The 15644-nt window shown below is 72.8% G+C and carries 14 protein-coding genes and 1 pseudogene; 3 read left to right on the forward strand and 12 right to left on the reverse strand.

The annotated features are described in order from the left end of the window. A complete protein-coding gene (locus NRO40_RS24690; protein WP_058940178.1) occupies positions 1 to 717 on the reverse strand; it encodes an SIR2 family NAD-dependent protein deacylase in 717 nt (238 codons plus the stop codon). A 70-nt stretch (positions 718 to 787) separates the two neighbouring features. Between NRO40_RS24690 and NRO40_RS24695 the strand changes: the two genes are divergently transcribed. Beyond that, positions 788 to 985, forward strand: a complete 198-nt coding sequence (locus NRO40_RS24695) for a type II toxin-antitoxin system VapB family antitoxin (protein ID WP_058940177.1) — start codon at positions 788 to 790, stop codon at positions 983 to 985. 18 nt (positions 986 to 1003) lie between these two features. On the opposite strand, the gene NRO40_RS24700 is transcribed toward NRO40_RS24695, so the two are convergent. Together NRO40_RS24700 and NRO40_RS24705 are read right to left on the reverse strand one after the other, a co-directional pair. After that, positions 1004 to 1495, reverse strand: a complete 492-nt coding sequence (locus tag NRO40_RS24700) for an NUDIX domain-containing protein (protein ID WP_058940176.1) — start codon at positions 1493 to 1495, stop codon at positions 1004 to 1006. 138 nt (positions 1496 to 1633) lie between these two features. After that, positions 1634 to 2089, reverse strand: a pseudogene (locus NRO40_RS24705) (BCCT family transporter); the annotation flags it as partial. Positions 2090 to 2305: 216 nt separating this feature from the next. Here NRO40_RS24705 and NRO40_RS24710 point away from each other — a divergent pair. Together NRO40_RS24710 and NRO40_RS24715 are read left to right on the forward strand one after the other, a co-directional pair. Then, on the forward strand, positions 2306 to 3460 hold the full coding sequence (locus NRO40_RS24710; RefSeq protein WP_079046753.1) for a glycerate kinase: 1155 nt from the start codon (positions 2306 to 2308) through the stop codon (positions 3458 to 3460). 132 nt (positions 3461 to 3592) lie between these two features. Further along, a complete protein-coding gene (locus NRO40_RS24715) occupies positions 3593 to 4219 on the forward strand; it encodes a GNAT family N-acetyltransferase (protein ID WP_079046752.1) in 627 nt (208 codons plus the stop codon). 162 nt (positions 4220 to 4381) lie between these two features. Here NRO40_RS24715 and pssA read toward each other — a convergent pair whose 3' ends face one another. The 9 genes from pssA to NRO40_RS24760 all read right to left on the reverse strand — a co-directional run bounded on the left by pssA (position 4382) and on the right by NRO40_RS24760 (position 15549). Then, a complete protein-coding gene (gene pssA, locus NRO40_RS24720) occupies positions 4382 to 5254 on the reverse strand; it encodes a CDP-diacylglycerol--serine O-phosphatidyltransferase (RefSeq protein ID WP_198549242.1) in 873 nt (290 codons plus the stop codon). Then, positions 5241 to 5897, reverse strand: coding sequence for a phosphatidylserine decarboxylase (locus tag NRO40_RS24725; protein ID WP_058940172.1), 657 nt, complete (start codon positions 5895 to 5897; stop codon positions 5241 to 5243). The genes pssA and NRO40_RS24725 overlap by 14 nt, the downstream gene beginning before the upstream one ends. 183 nt (positions 5898 to 6080) lie before the next feature. Continuing rightward, a complete protein-coding gene (locus NRO40_RS24730) occupies positions 6081 to 7286 on the reverse strand; it encodes an acyl-CoA dehydrogenase family protein (protein ID WP_058940171.1) in 1206 nt (401 codons plus the stop codon). Positions 7287 to 7288: 2 nt separating this feature from the next. Beyond that, the gene (locus tag NRO40_RS24735; RefSeq protein ID WP_058940170.1) at positions 7289 to 7813 is read right to left on the reverse strand and encodes a MaoC family dehydratase; all 525 of its coding nucleotides are present in this window, start codon (positions 7811 to 7813) and stop codon (positions 7289 to 7291) included. Between the two features lie 4 nt (positions 7814 to 7817). Then, positions 7818 to 8798: an HpcH/HpaI aldolase/citrate lyase family protein gene (locus NRO40_RS24740; protein ID WP_058940169.1), complete on the reverse strand. Its 981-nt coding sequence runs from the start codon at positions 8796 to 8798 to the stop codon at positions 7818 to 7820. After that, a complete protein-coding gene (locus NRO40_RS24745; RefSeq protein ID WP_058940168.1) occupies positions 8795 to 10834 on the reverse strand; it encodes a protein meaA in 2040 nt (679 codons plus the stop codon). Before NRO40_RS24745 ends, NRO40_RS24740 begins: the two co-directional genes overlap by 4 nt. A 30-nt stretch (positions 10835 to 10864) precedes the next feature. Continuing rightward, entirely contained in the window at positions 10865 to 12202 is a 1338-nt protein-coding gene (ccrA, locus tag NRO40_RS24750; RefSeq protein ID WP_058940167.1) for a crotonyl-CoA carboxylase/reductase, read from the reverse strand. A gap of 366 nt (positions 12203 to 12568) precedes the next feature. Continuing rightward, a complete protein-coding gene (locus NRO40_RS24755; RefSeq protein WP_058940166.1) occupies positions 12569 to 14278 on the reverse strand; it encodes a hypothetical protein in 1710 nt (569 codons plus the stop codon). Between the two features lie 446 nt (positions 14279 to 14724). Beyond that, the gene (locus tag NRO40_RS24760; RefSeq protein WP_058940165.1) at positions 14725 to 15549 is read right to left on the reverse strand and encodes a TetR family transcriptional regulator; all 825 of its coding nucleotides are present in this window, start codon (positions 15547 to 15549) and stop codon (positions 14725 to 14727) included. Positions 15550 to 15644: the final 95 nt, after the last annotated feature.

Here is a 15644-nt window from a genome sequence, read left to right on the forward strand (position 1 = left end):
TCAGAGCCGCCCGAGCAGTGCCGGCAGCGCCGTACCGATCGGCTCGCGCACCACCTCGTAGGCCAGCGCGTCGTACGGGGTCGGCTCGGCGTTCACGACGACCAGCCGGGCCCCGTTCTCGGCGGCGGTCCGCACCAGCGACGCGGCCGGCTGGACCCGGAGCGACGAACCCACCGCGAGGAACACGTCGCACGCCGTGGCGACCGCCACCGCCTCGCCCAGCACCGCCGGGTCCAGCCGCTCGCCGAACATCACGGTCGCCGACTTCAGGATCCCCCCGCACGCCTCGCACCGCGGATCGTCCTCGCCCGCCGCCACCCGCTCCAGGGCGGCGGCCATGGGCGACCGGGCACCGCAGCCGGTGCACACCACGGCCCGCGCCGAACCGTGCAGCTCCACCACCTTGCGCCCCGGCAGGCCGGCCAGCTGGTGCAGCCCGTCGACGTTCTGCGTGAGCACCCGCACCGCGAAGCCCGGCGTGCGCTCCAACGCGGCCACGGCCAGGTGCGCGGCGTTCGGCCGCGCCCGCAGGACGGGACCGTCCAGGCGTATCCGCCAGGCGCGGCGCCGGATCTCCGGATCGGCCATGTAGTACGCGTACGTGACCAGCTTCCGGGCGTCCGGGTCGCGCCGCCACAGCCCGTCGGGACCCCGGTAGTCGGCGATCCCCGAGTCGGTGGAGATCCCGGCGCCGGTGAGCAACGCGACCCTCGTCATACGCCGAGCGTACGCAGCGGATCCGCCGTCCGGCGAACGGATGACCGGACCAGCCTGTAGGGTCCCGCCCATGGCCAAGGTGACAGTCAGTCTGGATGCCGAACTCGTCGTGGAAGTCATGGTCCTGGCGGGCGTCGGCAGCCCGCAGGACGCCGTGGAGCTCGTCGTCCGCGACTACATCCAGCGCGGGCACCGCACGGAGGAGCGGGTGGCGAGCGAGGACGCCCCCCGCGCCCCGGAGCCCAGTCCGCAGGACCACCACGGCTGACCGGACGGCCCCCCGCGGTCAGCGCGCGGGGCGGCCGTTCTCCAGCTCGACCGGCCCCCGGCCCGCCTCCAGGGCGTCCAGCGCCGCCGCCACCCGCGAGGCGAGCGGGCCGAGCAGGTAGGTCCCGATCTCCTCGCGGGGCACCAGCCGCCAGGAGAGCAACTCCGTCTCCTGCAGGCGGATCCGCCCGAACGCCTCCGCGTCGAGGACGCCGCCGTCGTACACGTACCCCACGATCGGCGGGCGGTCCGGGCCCAGCACCCAGTCGACGGCCAGGAGGGGGCCGGGCGGCACGTCCAGCCCGATCTCCTCCAGGGTCTCGCGGCGGGCCGCCTGGCGGGGTGTCTCGTCCGCGTCGGACTCGATCGTCCCGCCGGGCAGCGCCCAGCCCTCGCGGTAGTTGGGCTCGACGAGCAGGACGCGTCCCTCCGGATCGCGCAGCAGCGTGGCGGCGCCCGCGAGCACCTTGGGCAGCCCGGCGATGTACGTGGCGTAGTCGGTCGTGGTCATGCGGCCAGCCTAGGGGCGTCCCGTCCGGTCAGGGCGGGCTCGCCCTGACCGGACGGGACGCCCCGGAGCGCCTCTCCGGCCGGTCCCCCGCGCGGGATCGGCCGCGCCGCCCACCTCCTACGGCGTCCCGGGCCGCCGCCACCCGCGTGCCCCGTGTGCCCCGTGTCCGCGTCCGCGTCCGGCGATGCCGTAGACCGCCCACGGGGTCAGCGTCCAGTGGAAGAACGAGTACTCCATCGCCGTGCGGGCCGCTTCGGCCGACTCGGCGCGCACCCCGCTCGCCGGCGGCGGGGTCAGGTGGTGCGTGAGCGGCTCCCCGACGCCGTGGACATCAGACCGACGGCCATGCCGGCGCTGAGCATCATCGCGATCCACGCGAGGTTGCCGTACTCCGGCTCCGAGTCACCCGCGCCCAGCCGGATCCGGCCGAACCTGCTGGAGGCGATCACGAGGCAGCGGACCGGGAGGGCGTCGGCCGCGACCACGAACAGCCACCCGAAGTCGTCCAGCACCCATGACAGGGCAGCCGCGGACGCGCTGTCGAAGGAGTCCCCCCCCAGCCCCCCACAGCCGGGCCCACACCGCCGCGCGCAGGACCACGGTGCAGCCGATGCCCACGAGGGTGATGTCCGGCGAGCTCTTCACCGGGCTGCCCGGGGGAGCGCCTGACGGGGAGTGACCGGTCGCTTCCGTGCTCGTGATCCCCGATCACGGGCTCCCGACCCGGCCACGGAGGGGTGGCACGCCGTCCGGAGCTCCGGATAGGGTCGGCACCGGCGCGACTGCCTGTTCGATAGCAAGGGATGCAAGGTGACGGACGGAGCAGTTACTGAGGCCGCGCACGTGCTCGTGGCGGCCGACAAGTTCAAGGGGTCGCTCACGGCCGTACAGGTCGCCGAGCGCGTGACCGCGGGGATCCGGCACGTCGTGCCGGACGTCCGGGTCGAAGCGCTGCCCGTCGCGGACGGCGGCGACGGCACGGTCGCGGCGGCGGTGGCCGCCGGGTTCGAGCGGCGCGAGCTGCGCGTGACCGGCCCACTCGGCGAGCCCGTGACCGCGGCCTTCGCGCTGCGCGGCACCACCGCGGTCGTGGAGATGGCGGAGGCGTCGGGCCTCCAGCTGCTGCCCGAGGGCGTCTTCGCCCCGCTCACGGCCACCACCCACGGCTCCGGCGAGCTGCTGCGCGCGGCGCTCGACGCGGGTGCCCGCACCATCGTCTTCGGCGTGGGCGGCAGCGCCACCACCGACGGCGGCGCCGGCATGCTCGCCGCGCTCGGCGCGCGCTTCCTCGACGGCGACGGCGAGCCCGTCGGTCCGGGCGGCGGCGGCCTGCGCGACCTGGCGACCGCCGACCTGTCCGGGCTGGACCCGCGCTTCGCGGACGTGGACCTGGTGCTCGCGAGCGACGTGGACAACCCGCTCACCGGCCCGAAGGGCGCGCCCGCGGTCTTCGCCCCGCAGAAGGGGGCCACCGAACGGGACGTGGAGGTCCTCGACGCCGCCCTCACGCACTACGTGGCGGTCCTTGAGGAGGCGATCGGCCCGCGCGCCGCGGAGGCGGCCGCCTCGCCGGGTGCGGGGGGCGCGGGCGGCATCGGTTACGGGGCCCTCGTCGGCCTCGGGGCGAGCTTCCGCCCCGGCATCGAGCTGATGCTGGACATCCTCGGCTTCACCGACGCCCTGGGCCGCGCCACGCTCGTCATCACCGGTGAGGGGTCCCTCGACGAGCAGACCCTGCACGGCAAGGCCCCCGCGGGCGTCGCCGCGGCGGCCCGCGCGGCCGACGTCGACGTCGTCGCCGTCTGCGGCCGGCTGGCCCTCCCGCCCGAGGCCCTCGGCCGGGCCGGCATCCGCCGGGCCTACGCGCTGACCGACCTGGAGCCGGACACGGCCCGGTGCATCGCCGAGGCGGGCCCCCTCCTGGAGCGCCTGGCGTCCCGCCTCGCCGAGGACTTCCTCCGCTGACCGCCCGGCCCTGACGTCCGGCCCCGACCGCCGCCCCGCCGGCCGCGCACCCCCGCGCGGCTCACCACCGGGCGGCGGCCCCGGGGATCACCTCGTCACCCGGACGCAACACCGGCATGCCACGATCCGATCATGGACACGGACCGGGACACGCGTGGGGACACGGGCACGGCCACGGACGGGGGCGCCGGTGCGGCTACGGCTGCCGGCGGCGACGCCGGCACGGGCGCGTACGGGGCCCGCATCGCGCTCTTCCCCAGCGAACGTGTGCGCGCGGAGGCCGGTGGCGCGCTGGCAGCCCTGCTGCGGGACGCCGTGCACGACGGGGCGTCTGTCGGCTTCCTCGCGCCGCTGGACACCGCCGAGGCGGCCGCCTGGTGGCGCAGTGCGGCGGCGGAGGTGGAAAGCGGCGCCAGGACCGTCTGGGCGGCCCGCGGCGCCGGCGGGGAACTGCTGGGGGTGGTGTCGCTGGTGCGGCCCGCCCTCCCGAACCAGCGGCACCGCGGGGACGTGTCGAAACTGCTCGTGCACACCTCGGCGCGCGGCCGGGGCCTCGGGCGGCGGCTGCTGGCGGCCGCCGAGGCCGGGGCGGCCGACGCGGGGCTCACGCTGCTCGTCCTGGACACCGAGACCGGAAGCCCGGCGGAGGGGCTCTACCGCTCCGCCGGCTGGACCCGCGCGGGAACCGTCCCCGGGTACGCGGCCGACCCGGCGGGGGTGCCGCGCGGCACCACGTACTACTACAAGGCACTCGGCTGAGCCGGCACGGCCGGGGCCGGAACGGCGGACGAGGCCGGGGAAGAGGCGGAGAAGCCCGCGACACGGCGTGAAGGCCGGGGAAGAGGCGGGGGAGGCCCGCCCGGTACGGCGAGGGGCCCGGGTGCGTTTCCCGCACCCGGGCCCCTCGGCCGATCTCGTCCGCTACGGCAGCTGCGCCGTCCGCGCCTCCCGGCTCTCGCGCCGGTTGTCGCGGAAGGTGTTCACCCGTCGCGCCGTCGCGAAGAGCGGGATCACCGCGCCCAGTACGACCTGGAGGGCGCAGCCGGTCTGCAGCAGCAGCTGCCCGCCCGGGGCCTCGAAGGCCCACGCGGCCAGCAGGCCCATCGCGCCGACGATCCAGCTGAGCATCGCCACCGCGAGGATGCCCCGCGGCTTCGGGTACTCGACGCGGCTGACCATGAGCCACGCCGTACCGATGATCGCCAGCAGCGTCGGGATGAACGGCAGCTCCAGCAGCACGATCGACACGACCGTCAGCGCCCCGAAGGGGCTCGGCATGCCCTGGAACATGCCGTCCTTCATGGTCACGCAGGAGAATCTGGCGAGCCGCAGCACCACCGCGAGCAGGACCACGATCGCCGCCACCGCGGAGACCCGCTGGTGGGCGTCGTCCGCCACCATCCCGTAGACGAGCACGAAGTACGCCGGGGCCAGACCGAAGCTGATCAGGTCCGACAGGTTGTCGAGCTCGGCGCCCATCGGGGACGAGCGGAGCTTGCGCGCCACGAGCCCGTCGAAGAGGTCGAAGACGGCCGCGCAGAGCATGAGGATCACGGCGGTCGCGGCGGAGTGCCGCGCCATGCCGCTCTCCTCGCTGCCCACGAGGTGCGGGATGAGGATCCCGGTGGTGGTGAAGTACACCGCCATGAAACCGCAGGTGGCGTTACCCAGCGTGAGCGTGTCCGCTATCGACAGGCGGAGCGACAGCGGCATCTCCTCCTGGTCCTCGGCGGAGGTGTCCACCTCGCCGTCGGAGACCCAGCCGGCCGGCCTTTCGGGGTCAATCACGGTCAATGCGAGTCACCCCCGCGGTCGTGGTCTGTCCGACCTCGACGGCGACGTCCACACCTTCCGGAAGGTAGATGTCGACCCGCGAGCCGAAGCGGATCAGACCGATCCGGTCGCCCTGCTCCACCTTGGCGCCCTGCGACAGGTAGGGGACGATGCGTCGCGCCACGGCGCCGGCGATCTGCACCATCTCGATGTCGCCGAGCTCGGTGTCGAAGTGCCAGACGACGCGCTCGTTGTTCTCGCTCTCCTTGTTGAACGCCGGCACGAACCCGCCCGGGATGTGCTCCACGGAGGTCACCGTGCCCGCGAGGGGGGCGCGGTTGACGTGGACGTTCAGGGGGCTCATGAAGATGGCGACCCGGGTGCGCCCGTCCTTCCACGGCATGATGCTCTGCACCACACCGTCGGCGGGCGAGATGACCCTGCCCTGAGCGATCTCGCGCTCGGGGTCGCGGAAGAACCACAGCATGCCCGCCGCGAGCGCGGTGGTGGGCACAGCGATGGCCGCGGCGCGCTTGGAACGGCGCGAGCGGGCAAGACTGAGTGCAGCGGTGGCGACGGTCGGCAGGAGCCACGGCGATGCTCCGCGCGCGAGGCGTACGCCGGTGCGGCTGTCGCGAGGTGCAGAGGTTTGGCTGTGGGGCATGGATGACCTTCGTAGCGGATGAGGCCGCGCTTGGGAACGGGGGGACGGCGGCTTTCTGGCGATGCTATCGGTTGCGGGCCGCAACTGGGCAAGCCAGAAGCCGAGTCGACGACCGGAAGAAGATGACTGGGTGTGATCTTCTTCGCGGTCCATTACCGTCGATAAGCCCCTGAAGCCCGACAATCAGCCCTGGACCCGGTACTCCTCCAGCAGCCGGCGGCCGATGATCATCTTCTGGATCTCGGCCGTGCCTTCACCGATGAGGAGCATCGGCGCCTCGCGGTAGAGGCGCTCGATCTCGTACTCCTTGGAGAACCCGTATCCACCGTGGATACGGAAGGCGTCCTCCACGACCTCCTTGCAGTACTCGGAGGCCAGGTACTTGGCCATGCCCGCTTCGAGGTCGTTTCGCTCCCCGGAGTCCTTTTTGCGAGCTGCGTTCACCATCATGGCATGAGCGGCCTCGACCTTGGTAGCCATTTCGGCCAGCTTGAACTGAATGGCCTGGTGCTGGGCGATCGGCTTGCCGAAGGTGTGACGCTGCTGGGCGTACCCGACGCCCAGCTCGAAGGCGCGTTGTGCGACGCCACAGCCCCGCGCGGCCACGTTCACGCGACCGACCTCGACGCCGTCCATCATGTGATAGAACCCTCGGCCGGTGACCCCGCCCAGGACCCGATTGGCCGGAATGCGTAGTCCGTCCATGATCAGCTCGGTGGTGTCGACCCCCTTGTACCCCATCTTGTCGATCTTCCCGGGGATGGTGAGACCGGGCCGGACCTCGCCGAAGCCGGGCTCCTTCTCCACCAGGAAGGTCGTCATCGACCGGTGCGGGGCCGTGCCCTCGGGGTGTCCTTCGTCACTGCGGACCAGTACGGCGACAAGCGTGGACGTGCCGCCGTTCGTCAGCCACATCTTCTGGCCGTTCAGGACGTACTCGTCACCGTCCCGCACCGCCTTCGACGTGATGGCCGACACGTCCGAGCCCAGGCCGGGCTCCGACATCGAGAACGCGCCGCGCACCTCGCCGGCCGCCATCCGCGGCAGGAAGGTGTCCTTCTGCTCCTGGGTGCCGTGCTGCTTGAGCATGTACGCCACGATGAAGTGCGTGTTGATGATGCCCGACACGGACATCCAGCCCCGGGCGATCTCCTCCACGCACAGCGCGTACGTCAGGAGCGACTCGCCCAGACCCCCGTACTCCTCCGGGATCATCAGGCCGAACAGGCCGAGCTCCTTGAGCCCGTCCACGATCTCCTGGGGGTACTCGTCCCGGTGCTCCAGCTCCGTCGCGACCGGGATGATCTCCTTGTCGACGAACTCCCGGACCGTCGAGACGATCTCCTGCTGGACGTCGGTGAGACCGGCGGTCTGCGCGAGTCGGGCCATGGCTACTTCTCCGTCTTTTCCGAGGGGGCGTTCAGCTCCGGGCGGCCCGGCTGCTCACCGCCGCGCTCCTTGATGTACGTCTCGGTGGGGACCATCACCTTGCGGCGGAACACGCACACGAGCGTGCCGTCCTGCTTGTAGCCCTTGGTCTCGACGTACACGATCCCGCGGTCGTCCTTCGACCGGGACGGGGTCTTGTCCAGCACGGTCGTCTCGCCGTAGATCGTGTCCCCGTGGAAGGTCGGCGCCACGTGCCGCAGCGACTCGACCTCCAGGTTGGCGATGGCCTTGCCGGAGACGTCCGGCACGGACATGCCCAGCAGCAGCGAGTAGACGTAGTTCCCGACGACGACGTTCCGGCCGAAGTCGGTGGTCCTCTCCGCGTAGTTCGCGTCCATGTGGAGCGGGTGGTGGTTCATGGTGAGGAGGCAGAAGAGGTGGTCGTCGTACTCGGTGACCGTCTTCCCGGGCCAGTGCTTGTACACGGCCCCGACCTCGAACTCCTCGTAGGTGCGTCCGAACTGCATGGTGCTACGCCTCCGGGGCTTCGAACGTGCTGGTGCGCCGCATGCCGGCGGCCCGTCCCTTGCCGGCGATGACCAGCGCCATCTTCCGGCTGGCCTCGTCGATCATCTCGTCGCCGAGCATCGCCGAGCCCTTCTTGCCGCCCGCCTCGGACGTGTAGTAGTCGTACGCGTCGAGGATCAGCTCGGCGTGGTCGTAGTCCTCCTGCGAGGGGGAGAACACCTCGTTGGCGGCCTCGACCTGGCCCGGGTGCAGCACCCACTTGCCGTCGAAGCCCAGCGCGGCGGCGCGGCCGGCGACGGCGCGGAAGCCGTCCACGTTCTTGATCTGCAGGTAGGGGCCGTCGATCGCCTGCAGGTCGTTGGCGCGGGCCGCCATGAGGATCTTCATCAGGATGTAGTGGTAGGCGTCCGCCGGGTAGCCGGGCGGCTGCTCGCCGACCACCAGCGACTTCATGTTGATCGACGCCATGAAGTCGGCCGGGCCGAAGATGATCGTCTCGATGCGCGGGGACGCCTGCGCGATCTCGTTGACGTTGTTCAGGCCCCGGGCGTTCTCGATCTGCGCCTCGATGCCGATCCGGCCGACCTCGAAGCCCATCGTCTTCTCGATCTGCGTCAGCAGCAGGTCCAGCGCGACGACCTGGGAGGCGTCCTGCACCTTGGGCAGCATGATGCAGTCCAGGTTGGGACCCGCGCCCTCGACGACCGTGACGACGTCCCGGTACGTCCACTGGGTCGTCCAGTCGTTCACCCGTACGACCCTGGTCTTGCCCGTCCAGTCGCCCTCGTTGAGGAACTTCACGATGGTGTGCCGGGCGTCGGGCTTGGCGAGCGGTGCGCAGGCGTCCTCCAGGTCCAGGAACACCTGGTCGGCCGGGAGGCCCTGGGCCTTCTCCAGGAACCGCGGGTTCGAGCCGGGCACCGCCAGGCAGGAGCGGCGGGGGCGCAGCCGGTTCACGGAGCCGGCGGGGGTGGTCGCGGTCATGCGGAGACCTCCGTGCTTGCAGGGATTGCGGGGTTGTCGAGGGGGTCGAGCTTGTTGGCCTTGCGGATCTCGTCGACGATACGGCCGATGATCTCCGTGATGCCGAAGTCCTTCGGCGTGAAGACGGCGGCCACGCCCGCGCGCCGCAGTTCGGCGGCGTCGGCGCCCGGGATGATCCCGCCGACGACGACGGGGATGTCGGCGGCGCCGGCCTCCCGGAGCCTGACCAGCACGTCGGGCACCAGCTCGGCGTGCGAGCCGGACAGGATGGAGAGTCCCACGCAGTGCACGTCCTCCGCGAGCGCGGCGTCGACGATCTGCTCGGGAGTGAGCCGGATGCCCTGGTAGACCACCTCGAACCCGGCGTCGCGGGCCCGTACGGCGATCTGCTCGGCGCCGTTCGAGTGCCCGTCCAGGCCGGGCTTGCCGACCAGCAGCCGCAGCCGTCCCGAGCCCAGCTCGGCGGCCGTCCGGGCGACCTTGTCCCGGACGGCCGCGAGCGGGGTGCCCTCCTCGGCCGCCACCGCGAGCGGGGCGGACGAGACGCCGGTCGGCGCGCGGAACTCGCCGAACACGTCGCGCAGCGCCCAGGCCCACTCCCCGGTCGTGACCCCCGCACGGGCGCACTCCAGGGTGGCGGCGAAGAGGTTCCCGTCCCCGGCGGCCGTCGCCTTGAGGGTGGCGAGGGCATCCTGCGCGCGGGCCTCGTCACGGTTGTCGCGCCACTCGTGCAGCGCCGCGACGACCCGCGCCTCGTTCGCCGGGTCCACGGTCTGGATGGCGGTGTCCAGGTCCGCGGTGAGCGGGTTCGGCTCGGTCGACTCGAAGCAGTTCACGCCGACGATCTTCTCCTCACCCGTCTCGATCCGGGCCCGCCGCTCGGCGTGCGAGGAGACGAGCTGCGACTTGAGGTAGCCGGACTCGACGGCGGCCATGGCGCCGCCCATCCCCTGGATCCGGTCGATCTCCGCCAGGCACTCGTCGACCAGGGAGCTCACCTTCGCCTCGACGACGTGCGAGCCCTCGAAGATGTCCTCGTACTCCAGCAGGTCGCTCTCGTGCGCGAGGACCTGCTGGATGCGCAGCGACCACTGCTGGTCCCAGGGGCGGGGCAGGCCCAGCGCCTCGTTCCACGCCGGCAGCTGGACGGCCCGCGCGCGGGCGTCCTTCGAGAGCGTCACGGCGAGCATCTCCAGGACGATCCGCTGGACGTTGTTCTCCGGCTGCGCCTCGGTCAGGCCGAGCGAGTTGACCTGCACCCCGTAGCGGAAGCGCCGCTGCTTGGCGTCCTCGATGCCGTACCGCTCGCGCGTGACCTTGTCCCAGATGCGGCCGAAGGCGCGCATCTTGCACATCTCCTCGACGAAGCGGACGCCCGCGTTCACGAAGAAGGAGATGCGCGCCACCACGTCGCCCCGCCGCTCCTCGGGGACCTGCCCGGAGGCGAACACCGCGTCGAGGACGGCGATCGCCGTCGACATCGCGTACGAGATCTCCTGGACCGGTGTGGCTCCCGCCTCCTGCAGGTGGTAGCTGCAGATGTTGATCGGGTTCCACTTGGGGATGTGGTTCACCGTGTAGGTGATCATGTCGGTGGTCAGCCGCAGTGACGGACCGGGCGGGAAGACGTGCGTCCCGCGCGACAGGTACTCCTTCACGATGTCGTTCTGCGTCGTCCCCTGGAGCCGGGAGATGTCGGCGCCCTGCTCCTCGGCCACCACCTGGTAGAGCGCCAGCAGCCACATGGCCGTGGCGTTGATGGTCATCGACGTGTTCATCTGCTCCAGGGGGATGTCCTGGAACAGCCGCCGCATGTCCCCGAGGTGGGAGACCGGGACCCCGACCCGGCCGACCTCGCCGCGGGCGAGGACGTGGTCGGGGTCGTAGCCGGTCTGCGTGGGCAGGTCGAACGCGACCGAGAGACCGGTCTGCCCCTTGGCGAGATTGCGCCGGTACAGCTCGTTGGACGCCTCGGCGGTCGAGTGACCGGCGTACGTCCGCATGAGCCAGGGCCGGTCCTTCTGACGCTCTGTCATGACGGTGGTGTCGCCTCTCGGACGTTCCGGTCAGATGTTCCGGAAGCGGTTGATGGCGTCGAGGTGCTCGGCGCGCATCTCCGGATCGCGCACGCCCATGCCCTCCTCGGGGGCCAGGCAGAGCACGCCGACCTTGCCCTGGTGGAGGTTGCGGTGGACGTCGTACGCGGCCTGGCCGGTGTCCTCCAGCGAGTAGACCTTCGACAGGGTGGGGTGGATCTTGCCCTTGGCGATCAGGCGGTTGGCCTCCCACGCCTCGCGGTAGTTCGCGAAGTGCGAGCCGATGATCCGCTTCAGGGACATCCACAGGTAGCGGTTGTCGTACTCGTGCATGTAGCCCGAGGTCGAGGCGCAGGTGGTGATCGTGCCGCCCTTGCGGGTGACGTACACGGACGCGCCGAAGGTCTCGCGGCCGGGGTGCTCGAAGACGATGTCGATGTCCTCGCCGCCGGTGAGCTCGCGGATGCGCTTGCCGAAGCGCTTCCACTCCTTGGGGTCCTGGGTGTGCTCGTCCTTCCAGAACTTGTAACCCTCGGCGTTGCGGTCGATGATCGCCTCGGCGCCCATCGAGCGGCAGATGTCCGCCTTCTGGTCGCTGGAGACGACGCAGATCGGGTTGGCGCCGCCGGCCAGCGCGAACTGGGTGGCGTAGGAGCCGAGGCCGCCGCTGGCGCCCCAGATCAGGACGTTGTCGCCCTGCTTCATGCCGGCGCCGTTGCGGGAGACCAGCTGGCGGTACGCGGTGGAGTTGACCAGGCCGGGGGCCGCGGCCTCCTCCCAGCTGAGGTGGCCCGGCTTGGGCATCAGCTGGTTCGACTTGACCAGGGCGATCTCGGCGAGGCCGCCGAAGTTCGTCTCGAAGCCCCAGATGCGCTGCTCGGGGTCGAGCATCGTGTCGTTGTGGCCGTCCGAGGACTCCAGCTCGACCGACAGGCAGTGCGCGACGACCTCGTCGCCGGGCTGCCAGGCGTTGACGCCCGGGCCGGTGCGCAGCACGACGCCGGCCAGGTCGGAGCCGATGATGTGGTACGGCAGGTCGTGGCGCTTGGTGAGCTCGGAGAGCCGGCCGTAACGCTCCAGGAAGCTGAAGGTGGACACCGGCTCGAAGATCGAGGTCCAGACCGAGTTGTAGTTGACCGAGCTGGCCATGACGGCGACGAGCGCCTCGCCCGGGCCCAGCTCGGGCAGCGGCACCCGGTCCAGGTGGAGGGACTTGCGGGGGTCCTTCTCCCGGGTGGTGAGGCCCTCGAACATCTCGGTCTCGTCCTTGTGGACCGTGATGGCGCGGTACGACTCGGGCAGGGGGAGGGCGGCGAAGTCGGCGGACGTGGTGTCCGGCGACTGGATCGCGTCCAGGATTTCCTTCACGGTGGTGCCTCCGGCGATGCATGCGTCTCGGGGACGCTTCAGGGGTACGTCGGGGTGCTGCTGTGGAGGTGTGCCGTCGGTTCGGCCGGTGGTGCTCGGCGGCGCGGGGTGGTGCGCGGAAGTGCCTGTGACGCAGGCGTCCGGGCGCGCGGCCCCGGGAAGGGCCGCGGGGACAGCCGGCGTACGAGAAGGTCTCTGCACGCCGGCCGCCCGGACGACATCAACGTATGGCACCGCGTGCCAGCTGACAAGACACTGCGTGCCAACAATTTCTCTCACTTGTCATCCGCCCGACACGGATGAGCGGCAACGGCCGCCCCAGGAGGAGCGGCCGTCACAGTGTGTGTTCGATTATGTGCGGAAGTGTCAGCGCGGGTCGCGGGCCTCCGGAGCGGCGGCGCGGCGCCGGACGACCAGCAGCACGCCCGCGGCCGTCAGCGCGGCGGCGACGCCGAGCAGGACCGGGGCGTTCCCCGCGCCGGTGGCGGCGAGCGCGCCCGAGGACGGCACGGCCGGTGCCGTGGTGGGCGCCGTGGTGGGCGTCGCGACGGGGGAGGGGGTCGCGGTGGGGCTCGGCGAGGGGATCGCGCTCGGGGACGGACTCGCGGTCGCGGCCGCCGTGGCGGTCACCGAGAGGAAGGCCACCTTCGCGCGCTGGGAGACGTCGTACGGGCTGGGCGTCGGGTGGAACACGACGCCCTTCGCCCCGTCGAGGACCTGGGTCGGCCGCAGCGCGAACGAGAACAGCCGCCGTCCGCCCGGGGCCAGACCGGCCGGATCCGTGCAGCGGTGGACCGTCCCCGTCGGCACCGGGGCGGCGTCGCCGGGACGGTCGCCGAACGTGGGCCGGGCGTCCGTGGTGCGCCAGGGCAGCGCCTGCTCCGGACGGCACCGGGGATCGGGCCGGACGACCTCCACGCCGCGCGGCACCTCGACCAGCACGGACGGTGCGGCGAGCGGCGCCCGCCCGCGGTTCTCCACCCCGACCCGGGCCGTGACCTCCCGGCCGACCTCCGTACGGACGGAGGCCCCCACCGCCGCGCCGTCCGCGGCGGGCTCGCTGCGGACCCCGATCACCGGCGGCGCGTCCGCGGTGTACGCGTCCACCGGCACCGGGACGCGCGGCGGCAGGGGCGAGGTGGCGGGGACGAGGGCGAGCGGGGCGGAACGACCGGCCACCCCGCTCCCCGCGGGCGCGCCCACCGACGCGGTCAAGCGGACGCGGCCGCGCTCGGCGAGCCCCGCCAGGGCCACCGAGAGGCCGGGCGCGGTGCGGTACGTGGCGCCCGGCTCGACGGCCGTGGCGAACACGCAGCTCATGCCGGTCCGCGCGGACGCCGGGTCCTTGGGGTCCTTCGTGGTGTAGCGGCAGTTGCGGTGGTCACCGGGGAAGACGACGGTCTCGTCGCCGTCGAAGCCGTCGGCGGTGAGCGTGACCCGGCCCAGCGGCCGGGCGCCGGTGTTGGTGAGGACGAAGGGAAGCGTCGCCCGGCCGCCCGGCGGGACGGTGAGCGACGGCGGGTCGGGGAAGCCGCCCAGGACCACCCGGTCGTGGTCGGCGACCTTGACGGGCAGCTCGGTGGGGGTCGCGAGCGCCGGGCGGGCGTTGTCCGCGCGGACGGTCGCCCGGACGACGCCGCGGGCGCCCGCCGCGGTCCCGAGCTTCGGCCGGACGAGGAACGGGACGTACGCCTCGGGGTCGCCGGAGCCGTCCGGCATCGTCACGGGGCAGGTCGCGAGCGTGCCGGCGACCCGGCACTCCGGACGGAACCGGAACTCCGCCACGTCCGCCGCGCCGCCGAAGTCGACGGTGAGCTCGGCGCCGGTGACGCGCGCGCCGTCCGGCCGCTGGCCCGACAGCGAGAACTGGTGGGTCAGGAAGTGCGCCTCGGTGAGCGTCCCGGCGGGCCGCGGCAGCGTGCCGGGGGAGAGGAAGCCGACCTCGATGACGGCCGGAGGCGCCTCCTCGGCCAGGGCGGGCGCGGCGGCGGCGCTCGCGCTGGCCGCGAGGAGCACGGCCAGCGCCGCGCCGCCGCCGGCGGCGCGGCGTAGGGGGAGGGACGGGAGAAGGGTCATCCGGGCACGGGTCCTTTCGGGAACTGACGACCGGCGGGAGCCGCTCGTCACCGTCCGGCCCCCGCCGTACCGGTCGTTGGACCTCCACCCGGCCCGAAGGGTTGTACGGACCGGACCCGCGGCCGTCACCACGAGAACGACCCCGGCCGCGACCCCGGCCGGGCCGTCCACCGCCGGACGTCAGCCGCCGGGCCGCCGACCGTCAGGCCGGCCTCCGCCCGCCGGGCCGTCGACCGCCCGGCCGGGCCCCGTGCCTGGTGCCGGGCCCGTCGCGCCTGCCCGGGAGCCCGAGTGCGAGGGCAACGCGGTCAACGCCTTCGGGTTCGGCGGGATCAACGCGCACGTCGTCCTCGACCAGGCCCCGCGCGGGGCGGGGCGCCGTACCGGCCGGATCACCGGCGCCGCCCACCGCCACGGCGAGGGCGGGGCGGGCGGCCGGTGCCGGGTCAGGACCCCTCGTGGCCGAGCGCCCGGGCGATCGTCCGCATGACCTGCTCCAGCGGCGCGTCGGTGCGCGCCACCGCCACCAGGACGTCACCCTCGCGCGACGCGGTGACCGGGGCCGGCTCCGTGCCGGTCCTCGCCGCCGTGGACCGGCCGGCGCCGATCCCGCTGCCGAACGTCCTGCGGACGATCGCGAACGCGTGGTCCAGCTGGGTCTCCACGTCGCCCTTGCCGCCCGCCCGCAGCCAGCGGCGCAGCACGTGGTTGTGCGCGGTGACGACGGCGGAGGCGGCCACCTCGGCGAGCAGCGGGTCGTCGTTGCCGTCGTGGTGGTCGCGCTCGTCGAAGTGGCCCAGGAGGTAGCGGGTGAAGAGCCGCTCGTACCGCGCCACCGAGGCGATCTCCCGCTCCCGCAGCGTGGGCACCTCACGGGTCAGCCGGTAGCGCGCGACGGAGACCGCGGGGGAGGCCGCGTACATCTTCATGACCTCCTTGATGCCCCGGCACACCGTGTCCAGCGGGTGCTCGTGCGCCGGCGCCGCGTTGAGGACCGCCTCCGCCCGGACCAGGGTGTCGTCGTGGTCCGGGAAGATCGCCTCCTCCTTGGAGCGGAAGTGGCGGAAGAAGGTCCGGCGGGCGACCCCGGCGGCCGCGGCGATCTCGTCGACCGTCGTGGCCTCGTACCCCTTCGTCGCGAAGAGCTCCATGGCGGCGGCGGCCAGCTCCCGGCGCATCTTGAGCCGCTGGGCGGCGGCGCGGCCGCCGGCGGGGCTCTCCGGGGTCTCCGGCGCGGTGCCGGCACGGGGTGTCTTCGCGGGCTGGGACATGCCCCGAACGTACTGCATCGGCGCAGGAGAGCGCGCCCGAGGGGGAGAGCCGCCCGAGGGTCCGAGCAGCCCGCCCCACTCGTCGCACGACCCGT

It is taken from the genome of Streptomyces changanensis (assembly GCF_024600715.1).
Classification (GTDB): domain Bacteria; phylum Actinomycetota; class Actinomycetes; order Streptomycetales; family Streptomycetaceae; genus Streptomyces; species Streptomyces changanensis.

Coding starts and splice junctions, on each gene's coding strand:
- NRO40_RS24760 (WP_058940165.1), bottom strand. CDS start 15,549: ATGTCCCAGCCCGCGAAGACACCCCGTGCCGGCACCGCGCCGGAGACC.
- NRO40_RS24730 (WP_058940171.1), bottom strand. CDS start 7,286: ATGGCCCGACTCGCGCAGACCGCCGGTCTCACCGACGTCCAGCAGGAG.
- NRO40_RS24740 (WP_058940169.1), bottom strand. CDS start 8,798: ATGACCGCGACCACCCCCGCCGGCTCCGTGAACCGGCTGCGCCCCCGC.
- NRO40_RS24755 (WP_058940166.1), bottom strand. CDS start 14,278: ATGACCCTTCTCCCGTCCCTCCCCCTACGCCGCGCCGCCGGCGGCGGC.
- NRO40_RS24700 (WP_058940176.1), bottom strand. CDS start 1,495: ATGACCACGACCGACTACGCCACGTACATCGCCGGGCTGCCCAAGGTG.
- NRO40_RS24695 (WP_058940177.1), top strand. CDS start 788: ATGGCCAAGGTGACAGTCAGTCTGGATGCCGAACTCGTCGTGGAAGTC.
- NRO40_RS24690 (WP_058940178.1), bottom strand. CDS start 717: ATGACGAGGGTCGCGTTGCTCACCGGCGCCGGGATCTCCACCGACTCG.
- NRO40_RS24715 (WP_079046752.1), top strand. CDS start 3,593: ATGGACACGGACCGGGACACGCGTGGGGACACGGGCACGGCCACGGAC.
- NRO40_RS24735 (WP_058940170.1), bottom strand. CDS start 7,813: ATGCAGTTCGGACGCACCTACGAGGAGTTCGAGGTCGGGGCCGTGTAC.
- NRO40_RS24725 (WP_058940172.1), bottom strand. CDS start 5,897: ATGCCCCACAGCCAAACCTCTGCACCTCGCGACAGCCGCACCGGCGTA.
- NRO40_RS24745 (WP_058940168.1), bottom strand. CDS start 10,834: ATGACAGAGCGTCAGAAGGACCGGCCCTGGCTCATGCGGACGTACGCC.